The sequence below is a fragment of the Variovorax sp. Soil_C_33 genome, from assembly GCF_057656935.1.
The window spans coordinates 1-17581 of record NZ_JBDGJK010000031.1; the positions used below are offsets into that span (position 1 = coordinate 1).

Annotated in this window: 18 protein-coding genes; 15 read left to right on the forward strand and 3 right to left on the reverse strand. The window is 69.2% G+C overall.

Annotated features, from left to right (window positions below):
- The 4 genes from AC3A6B_RS29425 to AC3A6B_RS29440 form a co-directional block, all read left to right on the forward strand.
- The coding region (locus tag AC3A6B_RS29425) for an electron transfer flavoprotein subunit alpha/FixB family protein (RefSeq protein ID WP_487840172.1) at positions 1-432 on the forward strand (432 nt) is incomplete at its 5' end.
- Positions 433-513: 81 nt separating this feature from the next.
- Positions 514-2304, forward strand: a complete 1791-nt coding sequence (locus AC3A6B_RS29430; RefSeq protein WP_487840173.1) for an acyl-CoA dehydrogenase — start codon at positions 514-516, stop codon at positions 2302-2304.
- A 38-nt stretch (positions 2305-2342) separates the two neighbouring features.
- Positions 2343-3305, forward strand: a complete 963-nt coding sequence (locus tag AC3A6B_RS29435; RefSeq protein ID WP_487840174.1) for an NAD(P)H-dependent flavin oxidoreductase — start codon at positions 2343-2345, stop codon at positions 3303-3305.
- Positions 3306-3333: 28 nt separating this feature from the next.
- Complete coding sequence (locus AC3A6B_RS29440) at positions 3334-4440, forward strand: acyltransferase family protein (RefSeq protein ID WP_487840196.1); 1107 nt, start codon at positions 3334-3336, stop codon at positions 4438-4440.
- Here the strand turns inward: AC3A6B_RS29440 and AC3A6B_RS29445 are convergent.
- Positions 4437-5543, reverse strand: coding sequence for a glycosyltransferase family 4 protein (locus AC3A6B_RS29445; RefSeq protein ID WP_487840175.1), 1107 nt, complete (start codon positions 5541-5543; stop codon positions 4437-4439). The two genes, AC3A6B_RS29440 and AC3A6B_RS29445, sit on opposite strands and share 4 nt — an antisense overlap.
- A 116-nt stretch (positions 5544-5659) precedes the next feature.
- On the opposite strand from AC3A6B_RS29445, the gene cydD reads away from it, so the two are divergent.
- From cydD to cydX, 5 genes are read left to right on the forward strand one after another with little or no spacing between them, the layout of a single operon-like run.
- Positions 5660-7342: a thiol reductant ABC exporter subunit CydD gene (gene cydD, locus AC3A6B_RS29450; RefSeq protein WP_487840176.1), complete on the forward strand. Its 1683-nt coding sequence runs from the start codon at positions 5660-5662 to the stop codon at positions 7340-7342.
- Complete coding sequence (locus AC3A6B_RS29455) at positions 7339-9030, forward strand: amino acid ABC transporter ATP-binding/permease protein (protein WP_487840177.1); 1692 nt, start codon at positions 7339-7341, stop codon at positions 9028-9030. Before cydD ends, AC3A6B_RS29455 begins: the two co-directional genes overlap by 4 nt.
- A gap of 37 nt (positions 9031-9067) precedes the next feature.
- Positions 9068-10684, forward strand: coding sequence for a cytochrome ubiquinol oxidase subunit I (locus AC3A6B_RS29460; protein WP_487840178.1), 1617 nt, complete (start codon positions 9068-9070; stop codon positions 10682-10684).
- A 10-nt stretch (positions 10685-10694) separates the two neighbouring features.
- Positions 10695-11849 carry a cytochrome d ubiquinol oxidase subunit II gene (cydB, locus tag AC3A6B_RS29465; RefSeq protein ID WP_487840179.1) on the forward strand — a complete coding sequence of 385 codons (1155 nt, stop codon included), beginning with the start codon at positions 10695-10697 and terminating at the stop codon, positions 11847-11849.
- Positions 11850-11875: 26 nt separating this feature from the next.
- A complete protein-coding gene (gene cydX / locus AC3A6B_RS29470; RefSeq protein WP_086924947.1) occupies positions 11876-11998 on the forward strand; it encodes a cytochrome bd-I oxidase subunit CydX in 123 nt (40 codons plus the stop codon).
- Here cydX and AC3A6B_RS29475 read toward each other — a convergent pair.
- Together AC3A6B_RS29475 and AC3A6B_RS29480 are read right to left on the reverse strand one after the other, a co-directional pair.
- On the reverse strand, positions 11995-12567 hold the full coding sequence (locus AC3A6B_RS29475; protein WP_487840180.1) for a GbsR/MarR family transcriptional regulator: 573 nt from the start codon (positions 12565-12567) through the stop codon (positions 11995-11997). The genes cydX and AC3A6B_RS29475 overlap by 4 nt on opposite strands.
- Before the next feature lie 56 nt (positions 12568-12623).
- A complete protein-coding gene (locus AC3A6B_RS29480; RefSeq protein WP_093109424.1) occupies positions 12624-13046 on the reverse strand; it encodes a cupin domain-containing protein in 423 nt (140 codons plus the stop codon).
- 96 nt (positions 13047-13142) lie between these two features.
- On the opposite strand from AC3A6B_RS29480, the gene AC3A6B_RS29485 reads away from it, so the two are divergent.
- From AC3A6B_RS29485 to AC3A6B_RS29510, 6 genes are all read left to right on the forward strand, one after another.
- Positions 13143-13592 carry an ArsR/SmtB family transcription factor gene (locus tag AC3A6B_RS29485; RefSeq protein WP_487840197.1) on the forward strand — a complete coding sequence of 150 codons (450 nt, stop codon included), beginning with the start codon at positions 13143-13145 and terminating at the stop codon, positions 13590-13592.
- Positions 13481-13948 (forward strand): SRPBCC family protein, encoded by a 468-nt coding sequence (locus tag AC3A6B_RS29490; protein ID WP_487840181.1) that lies wholly within the window; start codon positions 13481-13483, stop codon positions 13946-13948. The genes AC3A6B_RS29485 and AC3A6B_RS29490 overlap by 112 nt, the downstream gene beginning before the upstream one ends.
- On the forward strand, positions 13948-15210 hold the full coding sequence (locus tag AC3A6B_RS29495; RefSeq protein ID WP_487840182.1) for an RNA polymerase sigma factor: 1263 nt from the start codon (positions 13948-13950) through the stop codon (positions 15208-15210). The genes AC3A6B_RS29490 and AC3A6B_RS29495 overlap by 1 nt, the downstream gene beginning before the upstream one ends.
- Before the next feature lie 90 nt (positions 15211-15300).
- Complete coding sequence (locus AC3A6B_RS29500) at positions 15301-15663, forward strand: YciI family protein (protein WP_487840183.1); 363 nt, start codon at positions 15301-15303, stop codon at positions 15661-15663.
- Complete coding sequence (locus tag AC3A6B_RS29505; protein ID WP_487840184.1) at positions 15660-16016, forward strand: YciI family protein; 357 nt, start codon at positions 15660-15662, stop codon at positions 16014-16016. The genes AC3A6B_RS29500 and AC3A6B_RS29505 overlap by 4 nt, the downstream gene beginning before the upstream one ends.
- On the forward strand, positions 16013-17575 hold the full coding sequence (locus tag AC3A6B_RS29510) for an MFS transporter (protein ID WP_487840185.1): 1563 nt from the start codon (positions 16013-16015) through the stop codon (positions 17573-17575). The genes AC3A6B_RS29505 and AC3A6B_RS29510 overlap by 4 nt, the downstream gene beginning before the upstream one ends.
- The last annotated feature ends 6 nt before the right edge of the window (positions 17576-17581 follow it).

Genomic DNA, 17581 nt, shown 5'->3' on the forward strand with positions numbered 1-17581 from the left:
GAGGGCGTGGCCGATTCGGGCAAGTCGAGCTTCGTGGGCCGCGAAATCACCAAGAGCGACCGCCCCGAGCTCACCGCGGCCAAGATCATCGTCTCCGGTGGCCGTGCCCTGGGCAGCGCCGAGAAGTTCACCGAAGTGATGACGCCGCTGGCCGACAAGCTCAACGCCGGCCTGGGCGCCAGCCGCGCGGCGGTGGACGCGGGCTACGCGCCCAATGACTGGCAGGTCGGCCAGACCGGCAAGATCGTGGCGCCGCAGCTCTACATCGCCTGCGGCATCTCGGGCGCGATCCAGCACTTGGCGGGCATGAAGGATTCGAAGGTGATCGTGGCGATCAACAAGGATCCTGAAGCGCCGATCTTCTCGGTGGCCGACTACGGCCTGGAAGCCGACCTGTTCACGGCCGTGCCGGAACTGGTGAAAGCGCTCTGATCCGCTTTCGTCGAACAGAGAAAGACAGGTCAAGGGCATCGTTCGCGATGCCCTTTTCATATCCGCCGCACAGGAGACACCATGAGCTACACCGCCCCGATCAAGGACATGCTGTTCGACATCGAGCACCTCGCGAACATCGCGCAGGTCTCGCAGATGCCGGGCCTCGAAGACGCCGGCCTCGAAACCGCCCAGGCGGTGCTCGAGGAATGCGCGCGCTTCAACCGCGACGTGATCGCGCCGCTCAACGTCGCGGGCGACCGGCATCCGTCCTCGTTCAAGGACGGCCGGGTCGCGACCACGCCCGGCTTCAAGGAGGCTTTTGCGCAGTACGTCGCCGGCGGCTGGCAGGGCCTGCAGCATCCGGCCGAGTTCGGCGGCCAGGGCCTGCCCAAGACCATCGGCGCGGCCTGCGGCGAGATGCTCAACTCGGCCAACATGAGCTTCGCGCTGTGCCCGCTCCTGAGCGACGGCGCCATCGAGGCGCTGCTCACGGCCGGCTCCGACGAGCTCAAGGCCACCTACCTCGAGAAGCTGGTGAACGGGCAATGGACCGGCACCATGAACCTGACCGAGCCGCAGGCCGGCAGCGACCTCGCCATGGTGCGAAGCCGTGCCGAACCGCAACCCGACGGCAGCTACAAGGTCTTCGGCACCAAGATCTTCATCACGTACGGCGAGCACGACATGGCCGAGAACATCGTGCACCTCGTGCTGGCACGCGTGACCGGCGCGCCCGAGGGCGTGAAGGGCATCAGCCTGTTCGTGGTGCCCAAGTTCCTCGTCGACAAGGACGGCTCGCTGGGCGAACGCAACGACGTGCACTGCGTGAGTATCGAGCACAAGCTGGGCATCAAGGCCAGCCCGACCGCGGTGCTGCAATACGGTGACCATGGCGGGGCCGTCGGCTATCTCGTGGGCCAGGAAAACCGCGGCCTCGAGTACATGTTCATCATGATGAATGCGGCACGCTACGCGGTGGGCATGCAGGGCATCGCGATTGCCGAGCGCGCCTACCAGCAGGCGGTGGCCTATGCCCGGGACCGCGTGCAGAGCCGCCCGGTCGACGGCTCGATCAACGCCAGCGCGCCGATCATCCATCACCCCGACGTGAAGCGCATGCTGATGACGATGCGCGCCTACACCGAGGGCTGCCGCGCCATGGCCGCGGTGGCCGCGGCCGCCTACGACGCGGCGCACCACCACGCGGACGCCGACACGCGCAAGCAGAATCAGGCCTTCTACGAATTCATGGTGCCGCTGGTCAAGGGCTACAGCACCGAGATGAGCCTGGAGGTCGCGTCTCTGGGCGTGCAGGTGCACGGCGGCATGGGCTTCATCGAGGAGACCGGCGCGGCGCAGTACCTGCGCGATGCCAAGATCCTCACCATCTACGAAGGCACGACCGCGATCCAGGCCAACGACCTGGTGGGCCGCAAGACCGCGCGCGACGGCGGCCAGACGGCGAAGGCCATCGCCGCGCAGATCGAGCAGACCGAGGCGGAGCTCGCCAAGCAGGGCAGCGTTGTGGCACGCGCGGTGCACAAGCGGCTCGCGGCCGCGCGCCAGGCCTTCGTCGAGGTGGTCGACTTCGTCGCCGGCCAGACCAAGGCATCGCCCAATGCGGTGTTCGCGGGCAGCGTGCCCTACCTGATGCTGGCGGGCAACCTGGTCGCCGGCTGGCAGCTCGCGCGCTCGCTGCTGGTGGCCGAGAAGCTCGCCGCGGCCGGCACCGACACCGCCTTCATGAACGCCAAGATCGCCACCGCGCGCTTCTATGCCGAGCACATCCTCAACAAGGCCCCCGGCCTGCGCGACAGCATCGTCGACGGCGCCGAGAGCGTGACGGCGCTGGCGCTCGACGCCTTCTGAATCCAGCCATCCCTATCGAACCTCGGAGACCCCACCCCATGTCCAAGCTGCCCCCCGTACTCGCCAATCTCCCGCTGCCGATCATCGGCTCGCCGCTGTTCATCATCAGCAACCCCAAGCTCGTGATCGCGCAGTGCAAGGCCGGCGTCGTCGGCGCGATGCCGGCGCTCAATGCGCGGCCCGCGTCGCAGCTCGAGGACTGGCTGGCAGAGATCACCGAGGAACTCGCGGCCTACAACAAGGCGAACCCGGACAAGCCGGCTGCACCCTTCGCCATCAACCAGATCGTGCACAAGAGCAACGACCGGCTCGAGCACGACATGGCGATGGTCGTGAAGTACAAGGTGCCGATCGTCATCACCTCGCTCGGCGCGCGCACCGACGTCAACGATGCGGTCCACAGCTACGGCGGCGTGACACTGCACGACATCATCAACAACAACTTCGCGAAGAAGGCGATCGAGAAGGGCGCCGACGGCATCATTGCGGTGGCGGCGGGCGCCGGCGGCCATGCGGGCGTGAAGAGTCCCTTCGCGCTGGTGCAGGAGATCCGCCAGTGGTTCGATGGCCCGATCGCCCTCTCTGGCTCGATCGCGACCGGCGGCGCGGTGCTCGCGGCGCAGGCCATGGGCGCCGACTTCGCCTACATCGGCACCGCCTTCATCGCCACCGAAGAGGCGCGCGCCAGCGCCGAGTACAAGCAGGCCATCGTCGACGGCACCTCCGACGACATCGTCTATTCGAACCTCTTCACCGGCGTGCACGGCAACTACCTGGCGCCGAGCATCGTGGCTGCCGGCATGGACCCGGCCAACCTGCCGCAGGGCGAGCTCAAGACCATGAACTTCGGCGGCGGCGAGGGCAGCAAGGCCAAGGCCTGGAAGGACATCTGGGGTTCGGGCCAGGGCATCGGCGCCGTGACCGAGGTCGCGAGCGCCGCCGCTTTCATCGACAAGCTCAAGCGCGAGTACGACGAGGCTCGGCGCCGCCTTGCGCTCTGACGCTGCTGCTGCCGCCGCCGCGGCGCGCATGCCGCTGCTCGATGCGGTGAAGGGCCTGGCCTGCGCCGTGATCGTCGGGCATCACCTCGTGCGCTACGGGCCCTTGCCGGCGGGCGCGTCCTCCCTCGCGCCGGGGCTGTTCGAATGGCTGGCGCAGGATGGGCGGCTCGCGGTGCAGGTGTTCCTGGTGCTGGCGGGTTTTCTGGCGGCGGGCAGCCTGGCGCCGGACGGCGTGCTGCGGATCGACAGGCCGCTGGTCCGCGTGTTCCAGCGCTACGGCCGGCTCGCGATGCCTTACCTGGCAGCGCTCTGCTTCAGCGTGCTGGTTGCCGCGCTCGTGCGGCCCTGGCTGAACGACGAGGCCGTGCCCGCGGCGCCCATCATGGCGCAGCTGCTGGCGCACGGGTTGCTGCTGCAGGACCTGCTCGGCTACGACGCCTTGTCCACCGGCGTCTGGTACGTGGCCATCGACTTCCAGCTCTTCGTGCTGGCGCTCGGGGCGATCGGCTTTTCCGAACTGCTGCAGCGGCGCTGGTCGGTGCGGCCGGAGCGATCGCGCTGGCTCGCGGTGGCGCTGGTGCTGCTGCTGGTCGTCGCCTCGCTGGCGGTATTCAACCGCCACGAGGAACTCGACGACACGGCGCTCTACTTCTTCGGCGCCTACGGCCTGGGCATGGGGGTGTTCTGGATCGGCCGCGCGACGCGGCGCAGCACCTGGCAGTTCGGCATCGCGCTGCTGCTCCTGGTCGGCTCCGCAGCGCTGGCGCTCGACTGGCGCAGCCGCATCGCCACGGCGCTGGTCACGGCGCTGCTGCTGGCGGTGATCCAGCGCCGCGCCGGGCCCGAGCAGGCCGCATGGCCCCCGATCGCGCAGCCGCTGCTGCGGCTGGGGCGCATCTCCTACTCGCTGTTCCTGATCCACTTTCCGGTGCTGCTGCTGGTGAGCGCGGCCTTCGACCGGCTCGCACCCGACGGGCCCTGGGTCGACCTGTTCGGCCTCCTGGCCACCTTCGCGCTGTCGATCGCCGCGGCGACGCTGCTCTACCGCTGGGTGGAGTCGCGGCGCGCCACCTGGCGCGCCGTGCTGGCCCTGTTCGCGGGCCTGCTGGTCTGCGGCGCGGTGGCCTCCTTCTAGCGGCCTGCCTCGAGCGCCTGCGCGTAATGCGCCGAGAAGGTCTCGGCGACGACTTCCCAGTCGTAGCGCTTGGCCCGCTGCTGCGCAGCCGTCGACATCGCGGCGCAGCGCTCGCCGTCGAGGCTCGCGACCTCGCGCACCACCGCCAGATCCTTGGCGCCGATGTCGAAATCAAGGAAGAAGCCGTTGACCGAGGGCTCGACGAAGCCGTTGATCGGCGTCATGTCGCGGCACAGCACGATCTTGCCGGCGGCCATGGCCTCCAGGATGCCGATGCCGAAGCCCTCGTACTCGCTGCCGGTGACGAAGACCGTTCGCTGCTGCAGTTCCGCAAGCAGCGCAGCGTCTTCGATGTAGGGATGCAGCCTGACTGCGTCATCGAGCTGGAGAGCGCCGATCTGCGCCTGCAGCGATTCGCCCAGATTGTCGAAATCGGGCCCGGCGATCAGCAGGTCGATCTTGACTCCCTGATCCCGTGCCATGGCCACGGTGTCGATGACCGCGTCGATGCGCTTGTTGCGCGACCAGCGGCCCCAGTAGATCCACTTCGTCGGGTCGGCCGGGCCGGTGAGGCGCCCGCCCTGGAACTTCGAGTAGGCGATGCCGTTCTCGCATTTCTCGACCCGGTTCGAGAAGTGGCTGAAGTAGGCGGTGTCGGATTCGCTGCTCGCGAGGATCTTCCGGTAGCGGCGCAGCAGGCGACGCATCAGCACGCGCTCGTGCAGCCACTTGATCGCGCCGTGCTTGGCCGTGTGGCGAAAGCCGCCGTGCGTGCTCAGCACGGCGGGGATGTCGCGGCATTGAAGCAGCACGTTGCCGGTGAGCATCATCAGTTGCGGATCGTGCACGTGCAGCAGGTCGTAGCCGGCGGCCAGCCGGCCGAGCTCGCGCGCATAGCCGGCCAGGCGGTTGCCCAGCACCGGCACCCGGAACACCTTGATGCCGTCCAGCTCGCCGATCGAAAACTCCGTGTGCTTGGCGGACACGTGCGCGATGTCGACCTGGCTGCCCTGGGCCGAGTTGCGCACCGCGAGTTCCCGCACGACGGACTCGATGCCTCCGATCTCGGGAAAGTAGGTCGGCGTGATGGAAAGAATCTTCATGGCGACGTAGCTTAGCGGGTGCACCATGCCGCTTCGGGCAATTGCCTGTGCCGTGTCACATACGCTATCATTGTGGAACTTTCAGTAAATACTGAAATTACACGAAGTTCAACAAAATGCAGCCTCACGATCCCTCGCTCGCCGGCTTGCGATCCCTCGACTCACCAAGGCTTGCCGGCTTTGTGCAGGGGGCTGCCGCGCTGCTGTGGCTGCCGCAGGCGGCCTTGCTGGCCTGGGCCGTCGAGGGCCTGGCAGCGGGCAGGGGTCTTGCAGCGGTGCTGGGGCCCGCAGGCGGGATCGTGCTGCTCGGGCTGCTGCGCGCCGTCTGCGAGGCCTGGGGGGCGCGCCGCGTGTTTGCCGGCGCGCGGGCGGCGCTGACGGAATTGCGCGCGCGGGTCGCCGCCGCTTTGGCGGCGGGCTCGCCGCTGGATCGCGCACGTCCAGCCTCGGGGCTTGCGGCCAGCGTGATCGCGGAGCAGGCGGAGGCGGTGGTTCCGTACCTGGTGCGCTATGGGCCCGCGCGTTGGCGCGCGATGGTGGTGCCGCTCGCGATCCTGCCGGTGGTGGCCGGCTTCTCGTGGGTGGCGGCGCTGGTGCTGCTGGTCGCGGCGCCGCTGATTCCGCTCTTCATGGCCATCGTGGGCTGGCGCGCGCGGGCCGCGAGCGAGGCGCAACTGGTGGAGACGGGCGGCATGAATGCCTTCCTGCTCGACCGCCTGCGCGGCCTTCCGACCTTGCGTGCGCTCGGCGCGATCGATGCCACAGCGCTGCGGCTCGGCGAGGCGGCCGAGGCGCTGCGACAGCGCACCATGGCGGTGTTGCGCATCGCCTTCCTGTCGTCCGCGGTGCTGGAGCTGTTCTCGGCGCTGGGCGTGGCGATGGTCGCGGCCTATGTGGGTTTCCATCTGCTCGGCACCTTCGAGTTCGGCACCTGGGGCCGGCGCCTGAGCCTGGGCGAGGGCATGTTCGTGCTGCTGCTGGCACCGGCTTTCTTCGAGCCGCTGCGCGAGCTGTCGGCGGTCTGGCACGACCGCGCCGCCGGCGAGGCGGCGCTCGATGCGCTCGACCGGCTCGCGCGCGCCGATGTGGCGCTGCCCGGCGCGCAGAACGAAATGCCGGCCGACGACCAGGCCACGGCCGGCGCGCCCTCGGTGCACGTGCGCGGCCTGCATTTCTCCCACGCCGGCGAGGACGCCTTCTTCGAGAACTATGCGCTGCGCATCGCCCCCGGCGAGCATGTCGCACTGATGGGGCCTAGCGGCTCGGGCAAGACGGCCTTGCTCTGCCTGATCGCCGGACTGGTGCCGGCGCGGCAGGGCGAGATCGCAATCGGCGGCATCACGCTCTCGGACCGGACCGTGGCTTCGCTGCGCCGGCGCATGGCCTGGATGGGCCAGAAGTCTCATGTGTTCGCGGGCTCGGCAAAGGCGAACGTGGCCTTGGGGCGCGGCGGCGTGAACCTGCAACAGGTCGAGGCCGCGATGCAGTTCGCGCATTTGGACCGCGTGGCCCAGGCCCACCCGAGCGCGGCGCTGGGCGAGGGCGGCAGCGGCTTGTCGGGCGGCGAGGCGGTGCGGCTCGCGCTGGCGCGGCTGGCCGTGCATGCCGATGCCGATCTGCTGCTGGTCGACGAGCCCACGGCGCACCTCGACACCGAGACCGCCGAGCGCGTGGCCGATGCGCTGATCGAACTGGCGCGGGGCAAGACCCTGATCGCCGCCACCCACGATCCCGTGCTGGCCGCGCGCATGCACCGCGTGGTCCGGCTCGATGCCGTGCCCGCGAAGGAAGCGGCATGAAGCTGCTGCGCGATCTTGGTCCGGTCATGGGGCTGTTCCTCGGCGCGCAGCCGCGCAGGCTGATGCTCGGCGCGGCGCTCGCGGCACTCACCGTCCTGATGGGCATGGCGCTTCTGGGCCTCTCGGGCTGGTTCATCACCGCCACCGCGCTCGCAGGCCTGCATGCCGCGACCGCGATCGTCTTCGACGTCTTCATGCCCTCGGCCGGCATCCGCCTGCTGGCGCTGGGCCGCACCGCATCGCGCTATGGCGAGCGGCTGATCACGCACGACGCGAGCTTCGCCGTGCTGGCCGCGCTGCGCGTGCGCCTGTTCCGCGGCTGGGCCCGGCCCGATGCCGCGCGCCAGCTGCTGGCGCGGCCTGCGCGGCTCTTGTTCCGCCTGACCGCGGACATCGATGCGCTCGAATCCTTCTACCTGCGACTCCTGGTGCCTGCCGCAGCGGCGCTCGGCGCGGCGCTGCTGGCGGGCGTAGTGCTCGGCGTCATGAATCCCTGGATGGGCGGGCTGCTCGCGTTCTGGCTGCTGGCCGCGGGCTGGGGCATCGCGCTGGTCGTGGCGCAGCGTGCGCGGCCGGCCGCGGTGCAGCGAGCGCAGGCGATGGAAAGCCTGCGCGCCCGCGCCGTCGACCTGGTCGCCGGCCAGACCGAACTGGTCATGGCGGGCCGCATCGACGCGCAGCGCGAGGCGTTGGCCGCGGCCGACCGCCACCTGGCCCGGGCCGACCTGGCGCTGAATCGCCTCGAAGCCGGCGCCGGCATGGCCTACGGCATGGCCGGCACGCTGACCCTGGCGGCGGTGCTGCTCGCGGTGGGCCTGCTGGCAGGCGAGGGCGAGATCGGAGCGCCGGCGGCGGCGCTGGCGCTGCTGGTGGCACTGACGGCCATCGAACCCTTCTCCGCCTTGCGCCGCGGCGCGCTCGATGCCGGGCGCAGCTGGCTCGCGGCGCGGCGGCTGGCACCGCGCATGGCGCCCGAGCCGAAGGCCCTGCATGGCCCCGCCGCGCCCGACGAGGGCTTGGCGCTGCAACTGAAGGATGTCCTCGTGGCGCACCCCGGCAGCCGCGTGCCTGCGCTGCAGCTCGGCGCGCTGGCACTGGCCGCGGGCGAGCGCGTCGCGCTGATCGGCGCGAGTGGTGCAGGCAAGTCGACGCTGCTCGCGGCGATCGCGGGCGAACTGGCGCCGCAGCAGGGTGAACTCCGCGCCCCAGACCATTGCCTGCTGACCCAGCGCACCGAACTCTTCCACGACAGCCTGCGCGACAACCTGCTGCTCGCCGACCCGGCGGCCGACGATGCCCGGGTGTGGGCCGTGCTGCGCGCCGCAGGGCTGGGCGACGAAGTCCGCGCCATGGCCCGGGGCCTCGATACCGTGCTCGGCGAAGGCGGCCTGGGCCTTTCCGGCGGCCAGTCACGACGCCTTGCGTTGGCGCGCCTGCTGCTGCGGAACGTACCCTTTTGGCTGCTCGACGAGCCCACCGAAGCGCTGGACACTGCGACCGCACACGATGTGCTGCAGCGGCTGCGCGTCCAGGCCGCGGGGCGAAGCCTGTTGATCGCGACCCATCTGCGGCGCGAGGCCGCGCTGGCGGACCGGCTGCTGTGCATGCGGGCCGGCCGCATCACCGCCGACCTGCGGCGCGGCACCGCTGCCTTCGATGCCGCGCTGGGCGCACTGCGGCCCGACTGAGATCGCACGCCGACCCCAAGAACACGAAAGGAACCCCATGGACCTCGACATCGTTGCACTTTCACGCTTGCAGTTCGCGCTCACGGCGCTCTACCACTTCCTGTTCGTGCCGCTGACCATCGGCCTCGCGGTGATCGTCGCGATCATGGAGACGGTCTACGTCATGACCGGCCGCACCATCTGGCGCGACATGACGAAGTTCTGGGGCCTGCTCTTCGGCATCAACTTCGCGATGGGCGTGGCCACCGGCGTCGTGATGGAGTTCCAGTTCGGCATGAACTGGAGCTACTACAGCCACTACGTCGGCGACGTCTTCGGCGCGCCGCTGGCCATCGAGGGGCTGATGGCCTTCTTCCTCGAGGCGACCTTCGTCGGCCTGTTCTTCTTCGGCTGGGACAAGCTCTCGAAAGTCGGGCACCTGGTCACCACCTGGGCGGTGGCCATCGGCTCCAACTTCTCGGCGCTGTGGATCCTGATCGCCAACGGCTGGATGCAGAACCCCGTGGGCGCCGCCTTCAATCCGCAGACCATGCGCATGGAAGTGACCGACTTCTTCGCCGTGCTGACCAATCCGGTGGCGCAGGCCAAGTTCGTGCACACGGTGTCGGCGGGCTACACGGTCGCTTCCATCTTCGTGCTCGGCGTCTCGGCCTGGTACGTGCTGCGCGGGCGGCACCTGCAGCTGGCCAAGCGCTCGATGACGGTGGCGGCCTCCTTCGGCCTCGCGGCTTCGTTGTCGGTCGTGGTGCTGGGCGACGAGAGCGGCTACCTCTCGACCGAGCACCAGAAGATGAAGCTCGCGGCCGTCGAAGCGATGTGGAAGACCGAGCCGGCGCCGGCCGCCTTCACCGCCTTCGGCTTCCCCGACCAGGAAACGCGCGAGACGCACTACGCCATCCATATCCCCGCGGTGATGGGCCTGATCGGCACGCGCTCGCTCACCACCGAGATCCCCGGCATCGACGACCTCGTGCACCGCGCCGAGCTCAACATCCGCGTCGGCATCTCGGCCTACGATGCGCTGCAGAAGATCCGTGCCGCCGGCAGCGAGGCCGAAGTTCCGGAGTCGGCGCGCAAGATCTTCGAGGCCAACGGCCATGCCATGGGCTATGCGCTGCTGCTCAAGCGCTACGTCGACGATCCGCGGCAGGCCACGCCCGAGCAGATCGCCCGCGCCGCGCTCGACACCGTGCCGGCCGTGGCGCCGCTCTACTGGTCCTTCCGCATCATGGTCGGGCTCGGGATGTTCTTCATCCTGCTGACGGCCACCTTCTTCGTGCTGTCGGCGCGGCGCAGGCTCGATGCGCATCCGTGGCTGCTCAAGCTTGCGGTGTTCGCGATTCCGCTGCCGTGGATCGCCGCCGAGTGCGGCTGGATCGTGGCCGAGGTCGGCCGCCAGCCCTGGGTGATCGAAGGCGTGCTGCCGACCGCGGTGGCGGTGTCGAACCTCGGCGTTGCCACGGTGCTGATCACGATCGCCGGCTTCACGCTGATCTACACCGTGCTGTTCCTGATCGAGATGAAGCTGATGCTAAAGACCATCCGCAAAGGGCCCGAGGAGCATCCGGTGCCGCCGCCCGCGGCCTATCGCGCGGAGGCCGACCCCGAGCTGGCCGCCGCGCTGCCGCGCGCCCCCCTTGCCGCCGCCGACTGAGGAGCAACACATGATCCTGCACGAACTCATCTCCTACGAAACCCTGCGCCTCACCTGGTGGCTGCTGATCGGCGTGCTCCTGATCGGCTTTGCCGTGACCGACGGCTTCGACCTCGGCACCAACATGCTGTTGCCCTTCGCCGGCCGCAGCGATCTCGAACGCCGCGTCATCATCAACAGCGTCGGCCCGGTGTGGGAGGGCAACCAGGTGTGGCTGATCCTCGGCGGCGGCGCGATCTTCGCGGCCTGGCCGCAGCTCTACGCCGTCTCCTTCTCGGGCTTCTATCTCGCGATGTTCGCGATCCTGGTGCCGCTGATCCTCCGGCCCGTGGCCATCAAGTTCCGCAGCAAGAATGACGATGCGCGCTGGCGCACGCGCTGGGACTGGACGCTGTTCGTCACCGGCCTGGTGCCCGCGCTGATCTTCGGCGTCGCCATGGGCAACGTGCTGCAGGGCGTGCCCTTCCGGCTCGCACCGGACATGCGCATCTTTTACGAAGGTTCCTTCTTCGGCCTGTTGAATCCCTTCGCCTTGCTGTGCGGCGGGGTGTCGCTCGCGATGCTGGTGATGCACGGCAGCGCGTGGCTTCAGCTCAAGACCCAGGGGCCGATCGCCGATCGCGCGCGCGCCTTCGGCAGCGTCGCGGCGCTGCTCACGCTGGTGCTCTATGCGCTGGCCGGGTACGTGCTGTGGAACTGGGTCGACGGCTACCGGGTGACGAGCGCGCTGCCGACCGGCGGGCCGTCCAACCCGCTGCTCAAGATGGTCGAAGTGCAGCCGGGGGCGTGGTTCGCCAACTATGCGGCACGGCCGTGGATGTGGGCGGCCCCGGGCCTGGGACTGGCTGGCGCGCTGCTGGCCTTCGTGGGGCTGCGCCTGCGGCGCGAAGTGTTCACGCTGCTCGCCAGCGCGCTCGGCATCATGGGCATCATCCTCAGCGTCGGCGCCTCGATGTTCCCCTTCATCCTGCCGTCGTCGATCGACCCGCGCGCCGGCCTCACGGTGTGGGACTCGTCGTCGAGCCACCTGACGCTGTTCATCATGCTGGTGGTCACCGCCATCTTCATCCCGCTCATCGTGGCCTACACGAGCTGGGTCTACAAGGTGCTGTGGGGCAAGGTGGATGCCGACGCCATCCGCGACGAACGCGGCCACGCCTATTGAATCAGGAAAAGAAAAGGAACCGAACCATGTGGTACTTCGCCTGGCTGCTGGGCCTCCCCCTCGCCGCGACCTTCGCGGTGCTCAATGCGATGTGGTACGAGCTGATGGACGACGAGGCGATTCGGCGCGACAAGCTCGAGAAGCCCTAGCCCTCCGCCTTCTTGCCCTTCGCCCCGGTGATGCGGTCCTTGAGCGTGAGCACCTTGGTCACCGTCGCTCCCATGCCCATCAGCTGCATCGCAGTCTCGGGGGCGAGACGCTGCACGTCGTCAAACCATTTCATGAGCCGGTCGATCAGGTCGTGCATCTCGCGCATGCGCTGCTGGGCGTGGCGCTCCTCGTCGCTCGTGGGTTCCTCGAGCAGTGCCATGCGCAGCATCGAGAGCGTCGGCTCGACCTCGCGGCGGCGCCGTTCCTCGGCCAGCACGCGGAAGATCTCCCACACATCGGCCGGCGCCTCGAAGTACTCGCGCCGGTCGCCCGGCTGGTGGCGCAATTGCACCAGCCGCCAGGCCTGCAGTTCCTTCAGGCCCATGCTCACGTTCGAACGCGAGAACTCCAGCATCTCGGCGATCTCGTCCGCGTTGAGCGCGCGCTGCGAGATGAAGATCAGCGCGTAGATCTGGCCGACGGTGCGGTTGATGCCCCACTTGCTGCCCATCTCTCCGAAGTGGGCGACGAACTGGCGATTGAGCGGGGGCAGGGGGTGGGAAGGCATCGGCGCATTTTCGCGCCGAATTGCTGTAGCTTCAAGAAAGACTGAAAACTCGTGCGCTACTTCCAGGGCGTGGGCGCGGGAACCTCGCAGGCCGGCTCGACATCGATGCTCTTGAAGTCCGCCGGCGAGACGATCTCGAGGTACTCCATGTCGGGCGAGTAGTCGAAGAGATAGTGCCGGATGCCCGGACGCTGGTGCACCACGTCGCCGGCTTCGACCAGCGTTTCCTGGTCCTCGTACATGAAGCGGGCCCAGCCCTTGACCATGATGACGATCTGGAACTCCGCCTCGTGCCGGTGCCAGCCGGTGCCCGCTTCCGGTGCCATGTTGGCCTTGACCAGGTGCGCGATGACCTTGCCGTGCGTGGCCTCGGCGATGCCCAGATCGCGGTACAAAAAGAAGTCGCGCAATCCGCCCGAGACGTACTCGGTGTCGCCGGGCTTGACGTGGGAGAACTTCGTGTCGGTGCGGTCCAGCATGGGGGCTCCTTGTGGCGTGGGATGCTGCGTCGCAATGCATAAAGCGTTCCCGCGCGCGGCTTGACAAGGGCGCCGCGCGCTTCGAAACTCAACCGCATGGTTCACTCTGATGCAGACACCCTCGATGCCGTCTTCGCCGCGCTTTCCGATTCGACGCGCCGCGCGGTGCTCGAAACGCTGGGGGAGGGCGGCAGCCTCACCGTGTCCGAACTCGCGCAGCCGCACGGCATGTCGCTCACCGGCTTCATGAAGCACCTGCGCGTGCTCGAGAACGCGGGGCTCGTTTCCCGCACGAAGGAGGGCCGCATCGTGCGCTGCGAGCTCTCGCCTCAGCCCATGCAGGAGGCCGCCGTGTGGTTGTCCCACTATGAAAAATTCTGGACCGAGCGCCTCGACGCCCTGGCCCGCTTCCTGTACCACCAAGAGGAGACCGCATGGCGAGCCCTGCCACCCGAGACGAAGAACGCCCCTCGCTCACCCTCCGCCGGCACTACGAAGTCGGCGCCGAAAAAGTCTGGCGGGCGTGGACCGACCCGCAAGCGCTGAAGCTGTGGTTCGGTCCGGCCGAGATCGTCTCGGTGCCGGTCTCCGAGATCGACCTGCGCGTGGGCGGCCGCTTCCGCGTGGTGATGCTGGAAGCGAACGGCGAGCGGCATGAGGTCGGCGGCACCTACCGCGAGATCGTCCCGAACCGCAAGCTGGTTTTCAGCTGGGCCTGGCACAGCACGCCCGAGCGCGAATCGCGCGTCACGGTGCTGATCGAGCCCGCGGGCCGCGGCTGCGAGCTGGTGCTGCGCCACGAGCAGTTCTTCGACGAGGCCGCGCGCGAAGGCCACGAACACGGCTGGACCGGCTCGCTGGTGAAGCTGGAGGCCCTGTTCGGCAGTGCGGAAGCTGCCTGATGGCCACAGGGCCGGCCGCGGTGCGCGAGGCGGTGGATGCGGTCTACCGCAGCGAGTCGCGCCGCATCTTCGCGACGCTGGTGCGCCTGTTGGGTGATTTCGACCTGGCCGAGGAGGCGCTGCACGACGGCTTTCGCGCGGCGCTCGAGCAGTGGCCGGCGAGCGGCATCCCGGGCAGCCCGCGCGCGTGGCTGGTGTCGGCCGGACGCTTCAAGGCCATCGACGGCCTGCGCCGCCGCGCGCGCTTCGATGCTTGGGACGACGCGGGCGACGCGGTCGAGGCCATCGCCGATCCCGCGCTGGCCTGGGACGAGCGCGATGCCGATGCCGAGGCGCTGGAGGACGACCGCCTGCGCCTGGTCTTCACCTGCTGCCACCCGGCGCTGACGCCCGACGCGCAGGTCGCGCTGACGCTGCGCGAGGTCTGCGGCCTGGCCACCGAGGACATCGCCAATGCCTTCCTGGTGCCGGCGCCGACGATTGCGCAGCGCATCGTGCGCGCCAAGGCCAGGATCCGGGAAGCACGCGTTCCCTACCAGGTGCCGCCGGTGGCCGAACTGTCCGAGCGGCTCGATGCCGTGCTGCGCGTGGTCTACCTGGTGTTCAACGAAGGCTATGCAGCCTCGTCCGGCGAGACCCTGACGCGGCCCGACCTGTCGGCCGAGGCGATCCGGCTCGGCCGGCTGCTGGTCGACCTGCTGCCCGAGCCCGAGGCCGTGGGCCTCCTGGCGCTGATGCTGCTGCACGAGTCGCGGCGCGCCGCACGAAGCTCGGCATCGGGCGAGATGGTGCTGCTCGACGAGCAGGATCGCAGCCTGTGGAATCGGGCATCGATCGAGGAGGGCGCCGCGCTCGTGGTGCGCGCGCTCTCGTCGCGCCGCTTCGGGCCTTACACGCTGCAGGCCGCCATCGCCGCAGTGCATGCCGAAGCCGCGGATTCGCAATCCACCGACTGGGCCCAGATCGCCGGCCTCTACGAGGTGCTGCTGCGCGCCGAGCCGTCGCCGGTGGTGGCGCTCAACCGCGCCGTCGCGATCGCGATGCGCGACGGGCCGGCGGCCGGCTTGTCGCTCATCGATGACATCCTCGCACGCGGCGAGCTCGCGGACTACCACCTGGCCCACGCGGCACGCGCCGACCTGTGCCGGCGGCTCGGGCGCACGGCGGAAGCGAGGGCATCGTACGAACGCGCGCTGGCGCTCGCGCGGCAGGCGCCCGAGCGGCAGTTTCTCGAACGTCGGCTGGCTGAGCTTGCATCCTGAAACAAATTCGAGCGGGCGCGAATGTCGATCGGCGGCCTCTGCGTTCGACCAGTGGGTGTCAGTCGACCCAACTTCTTTCCGGAGATGCTCATGAAGTACTTGTGCATGGTGTATTTCGATTACGCGCTGCTGCAGAACATGTCGAAGAGCGAGCGTGCGAAGCTCGACGCGGATTCGATGGCCTACGACAAGGAGCTCGATGCGCGCGGCCAGCTGGTCGTCGCGGAAGCCCTGCAGTCGGTGAAGACCGCCAAGGTCGTGCAGGTGCGCAACGGCAGGCTGTCGCAGACCGATGGCCCCTTCGCCGAGACCAAGGAGCAGCTCGGCGGCTTCATCCTGATCGAGGTCCAGGACCTCAACGCCGCGATCCAGGTGGCCGCCAGAATCCCGCTCGCGAAGTACGGCAGCATCGAGGTGCGTCCGATCGCCAAGGTCGAGAGGATCGCGCCATGAGATACCTCTGCATGATCTTCGCCACCGACGCGCAGATGGGCGTGCTTTCGCCCGGCGAGATGTGCGACTTCGTCAACGCGCACCTGGACTACGACGACGCGCTGCGCGCAAGCGGACATTTCGTCGAGTCCGAGGGCCTGGCAGCCGCGAGCACCGCCGCCGTCGTGCGCGTGCGCAACGGCAAGCTGTCGGTGACCGACGGCCCCTTCGTCGAAACCAACGAGCAGCTCGGCGGCTTCTACCTGGTCGAGGCCGCGAGCGACGAAGAGGCGGTGCGCATCGCCGCCGGCATTCCGTCCTCGCGCGTGGGCAGCATCGAAGTGCGGCCGGTGGTGGTCTGGGAGAAGCCATGAACGCCCCGGCTGCCGGCGCCAAGGCCAGCGCGCGCGAATGGATCGGCCTGGCCGTGATCGCGCTGCCCTGCATGATCTATTCGATGGACCTCACGGTCCTCAACCTCGCGGTGCCCCACCTGAGCGCCGCGCTGCATCCCACCAGCGCCCAGATGCTGTGGATCGTCGACATCTACGGCTTCATGCTCGCGGGTTCGCTGATCACCATGGGCACGCTGGGCGACCGCATCGGCCGGCGCCGGCTGCTCCTGATCGGCGCGGCCTGCTTCGGCATCGCCTCGGTGCTGGCCGCCTTCTCGAGCAGCGCCGCGATGCTGATCGCCACGCGCGCGCTGCTGGGCATCGCGGGCGCCACGCTCGCGCCCTCGACGCTCTCGCTGATCCGCAACATGTTCCTCGACGCGCACGAGCGCAGCGTGGCCATCGGCATCTGGGTCACGAGCTTCTCGGTCGGCGGCACCATCGGCCCGCTGATCGGCGGCGCGCTGCTCGAGCACTTCTGGTGGGGCTCGGTGTTCCTGGTCAGCGTGCCGGTGATGCTGCTGCTGCTCGCGCTCGGGCCCTGGCTCCTGCCCGAGTACCGCGACACGCAGGCCGGACGGCTCGACCTGCTGAGCGCGGCGCAGTCGCTGCTGGCCGTGCTCGCCGTCATCTATGGCCTCAAGCGCATCGCCGAGGCGGGCATGGGCGTGCTGACGCTGGCGGCCATCGCGGTGGGTGTGGTGATCGGCGTCGCCTTCATCCGCCGGCAGGGGCGGCTGGCCGATCCGCTGATCGAGCTGCGGCTGTTCCGCGTGCCGGCCTTCAGTGCCGCGCTCGCGATCAACACGCTGGCCTTCTTCATCGCCTTCGGCGGATTTCTCTTCATCGCGCAGTACCTGCAACTCGTGCTCGGCTTGTCGGCACTGCAGGCTGGCTTGTGGAGCGTGCCATCGGGCGCGGCCTTCGCCATCGGGTCCACCATCGCGCCGCGGCTCGTGCGGCTGGTGCGTCCCGGCTTCGTGGTGGCCGGCGGCCTGCTCGTGGCCGCGGCCGGCTTCGCCCTGCTGAGCACGGTGGACCGCACCGGCGGCTTGGTGAGGCTGGTCGTGGCCTACGGGGTCCTGTCGCTGGGACTCTCGTTCGCATTCACGCTGGCGGTCGATCTGATGGTCGGCACGGCGCCGCCCGAGCGCGCCGGTGCGGCGTCGGCCATTTCGGAAACGAGCTCGGAGTTCGGCGGCGCGCTGGGCATCGCGGTGCTCGGCAGCGTGATCGTGGCCATCTACCGCCGTGCCATGGGCGAGGCCCGGATCGAGGGCGTACCCCAGGCCGCGCTCGAGGCCGCACGCGCCAATCTGGGAGTCGCTGCGGACACCGCGGCCACGCTTCCGGGGCCTGCAGGCGCGGCCCTGTTCGATGCCGGGCGCGAGGCTTTCGCGCGGGCCTTCGAGACGACGGCCACCATCAGCGCGGCGGTGGCGCTGGCTGCCGCGGTGCTGGCTGCCATCATGCTGCGGCGCGTGGGCATGCCACCGGCCGAGCCGTCCGGGGATGTGGAGGCGACTTTGTTGGGATAATCCGCC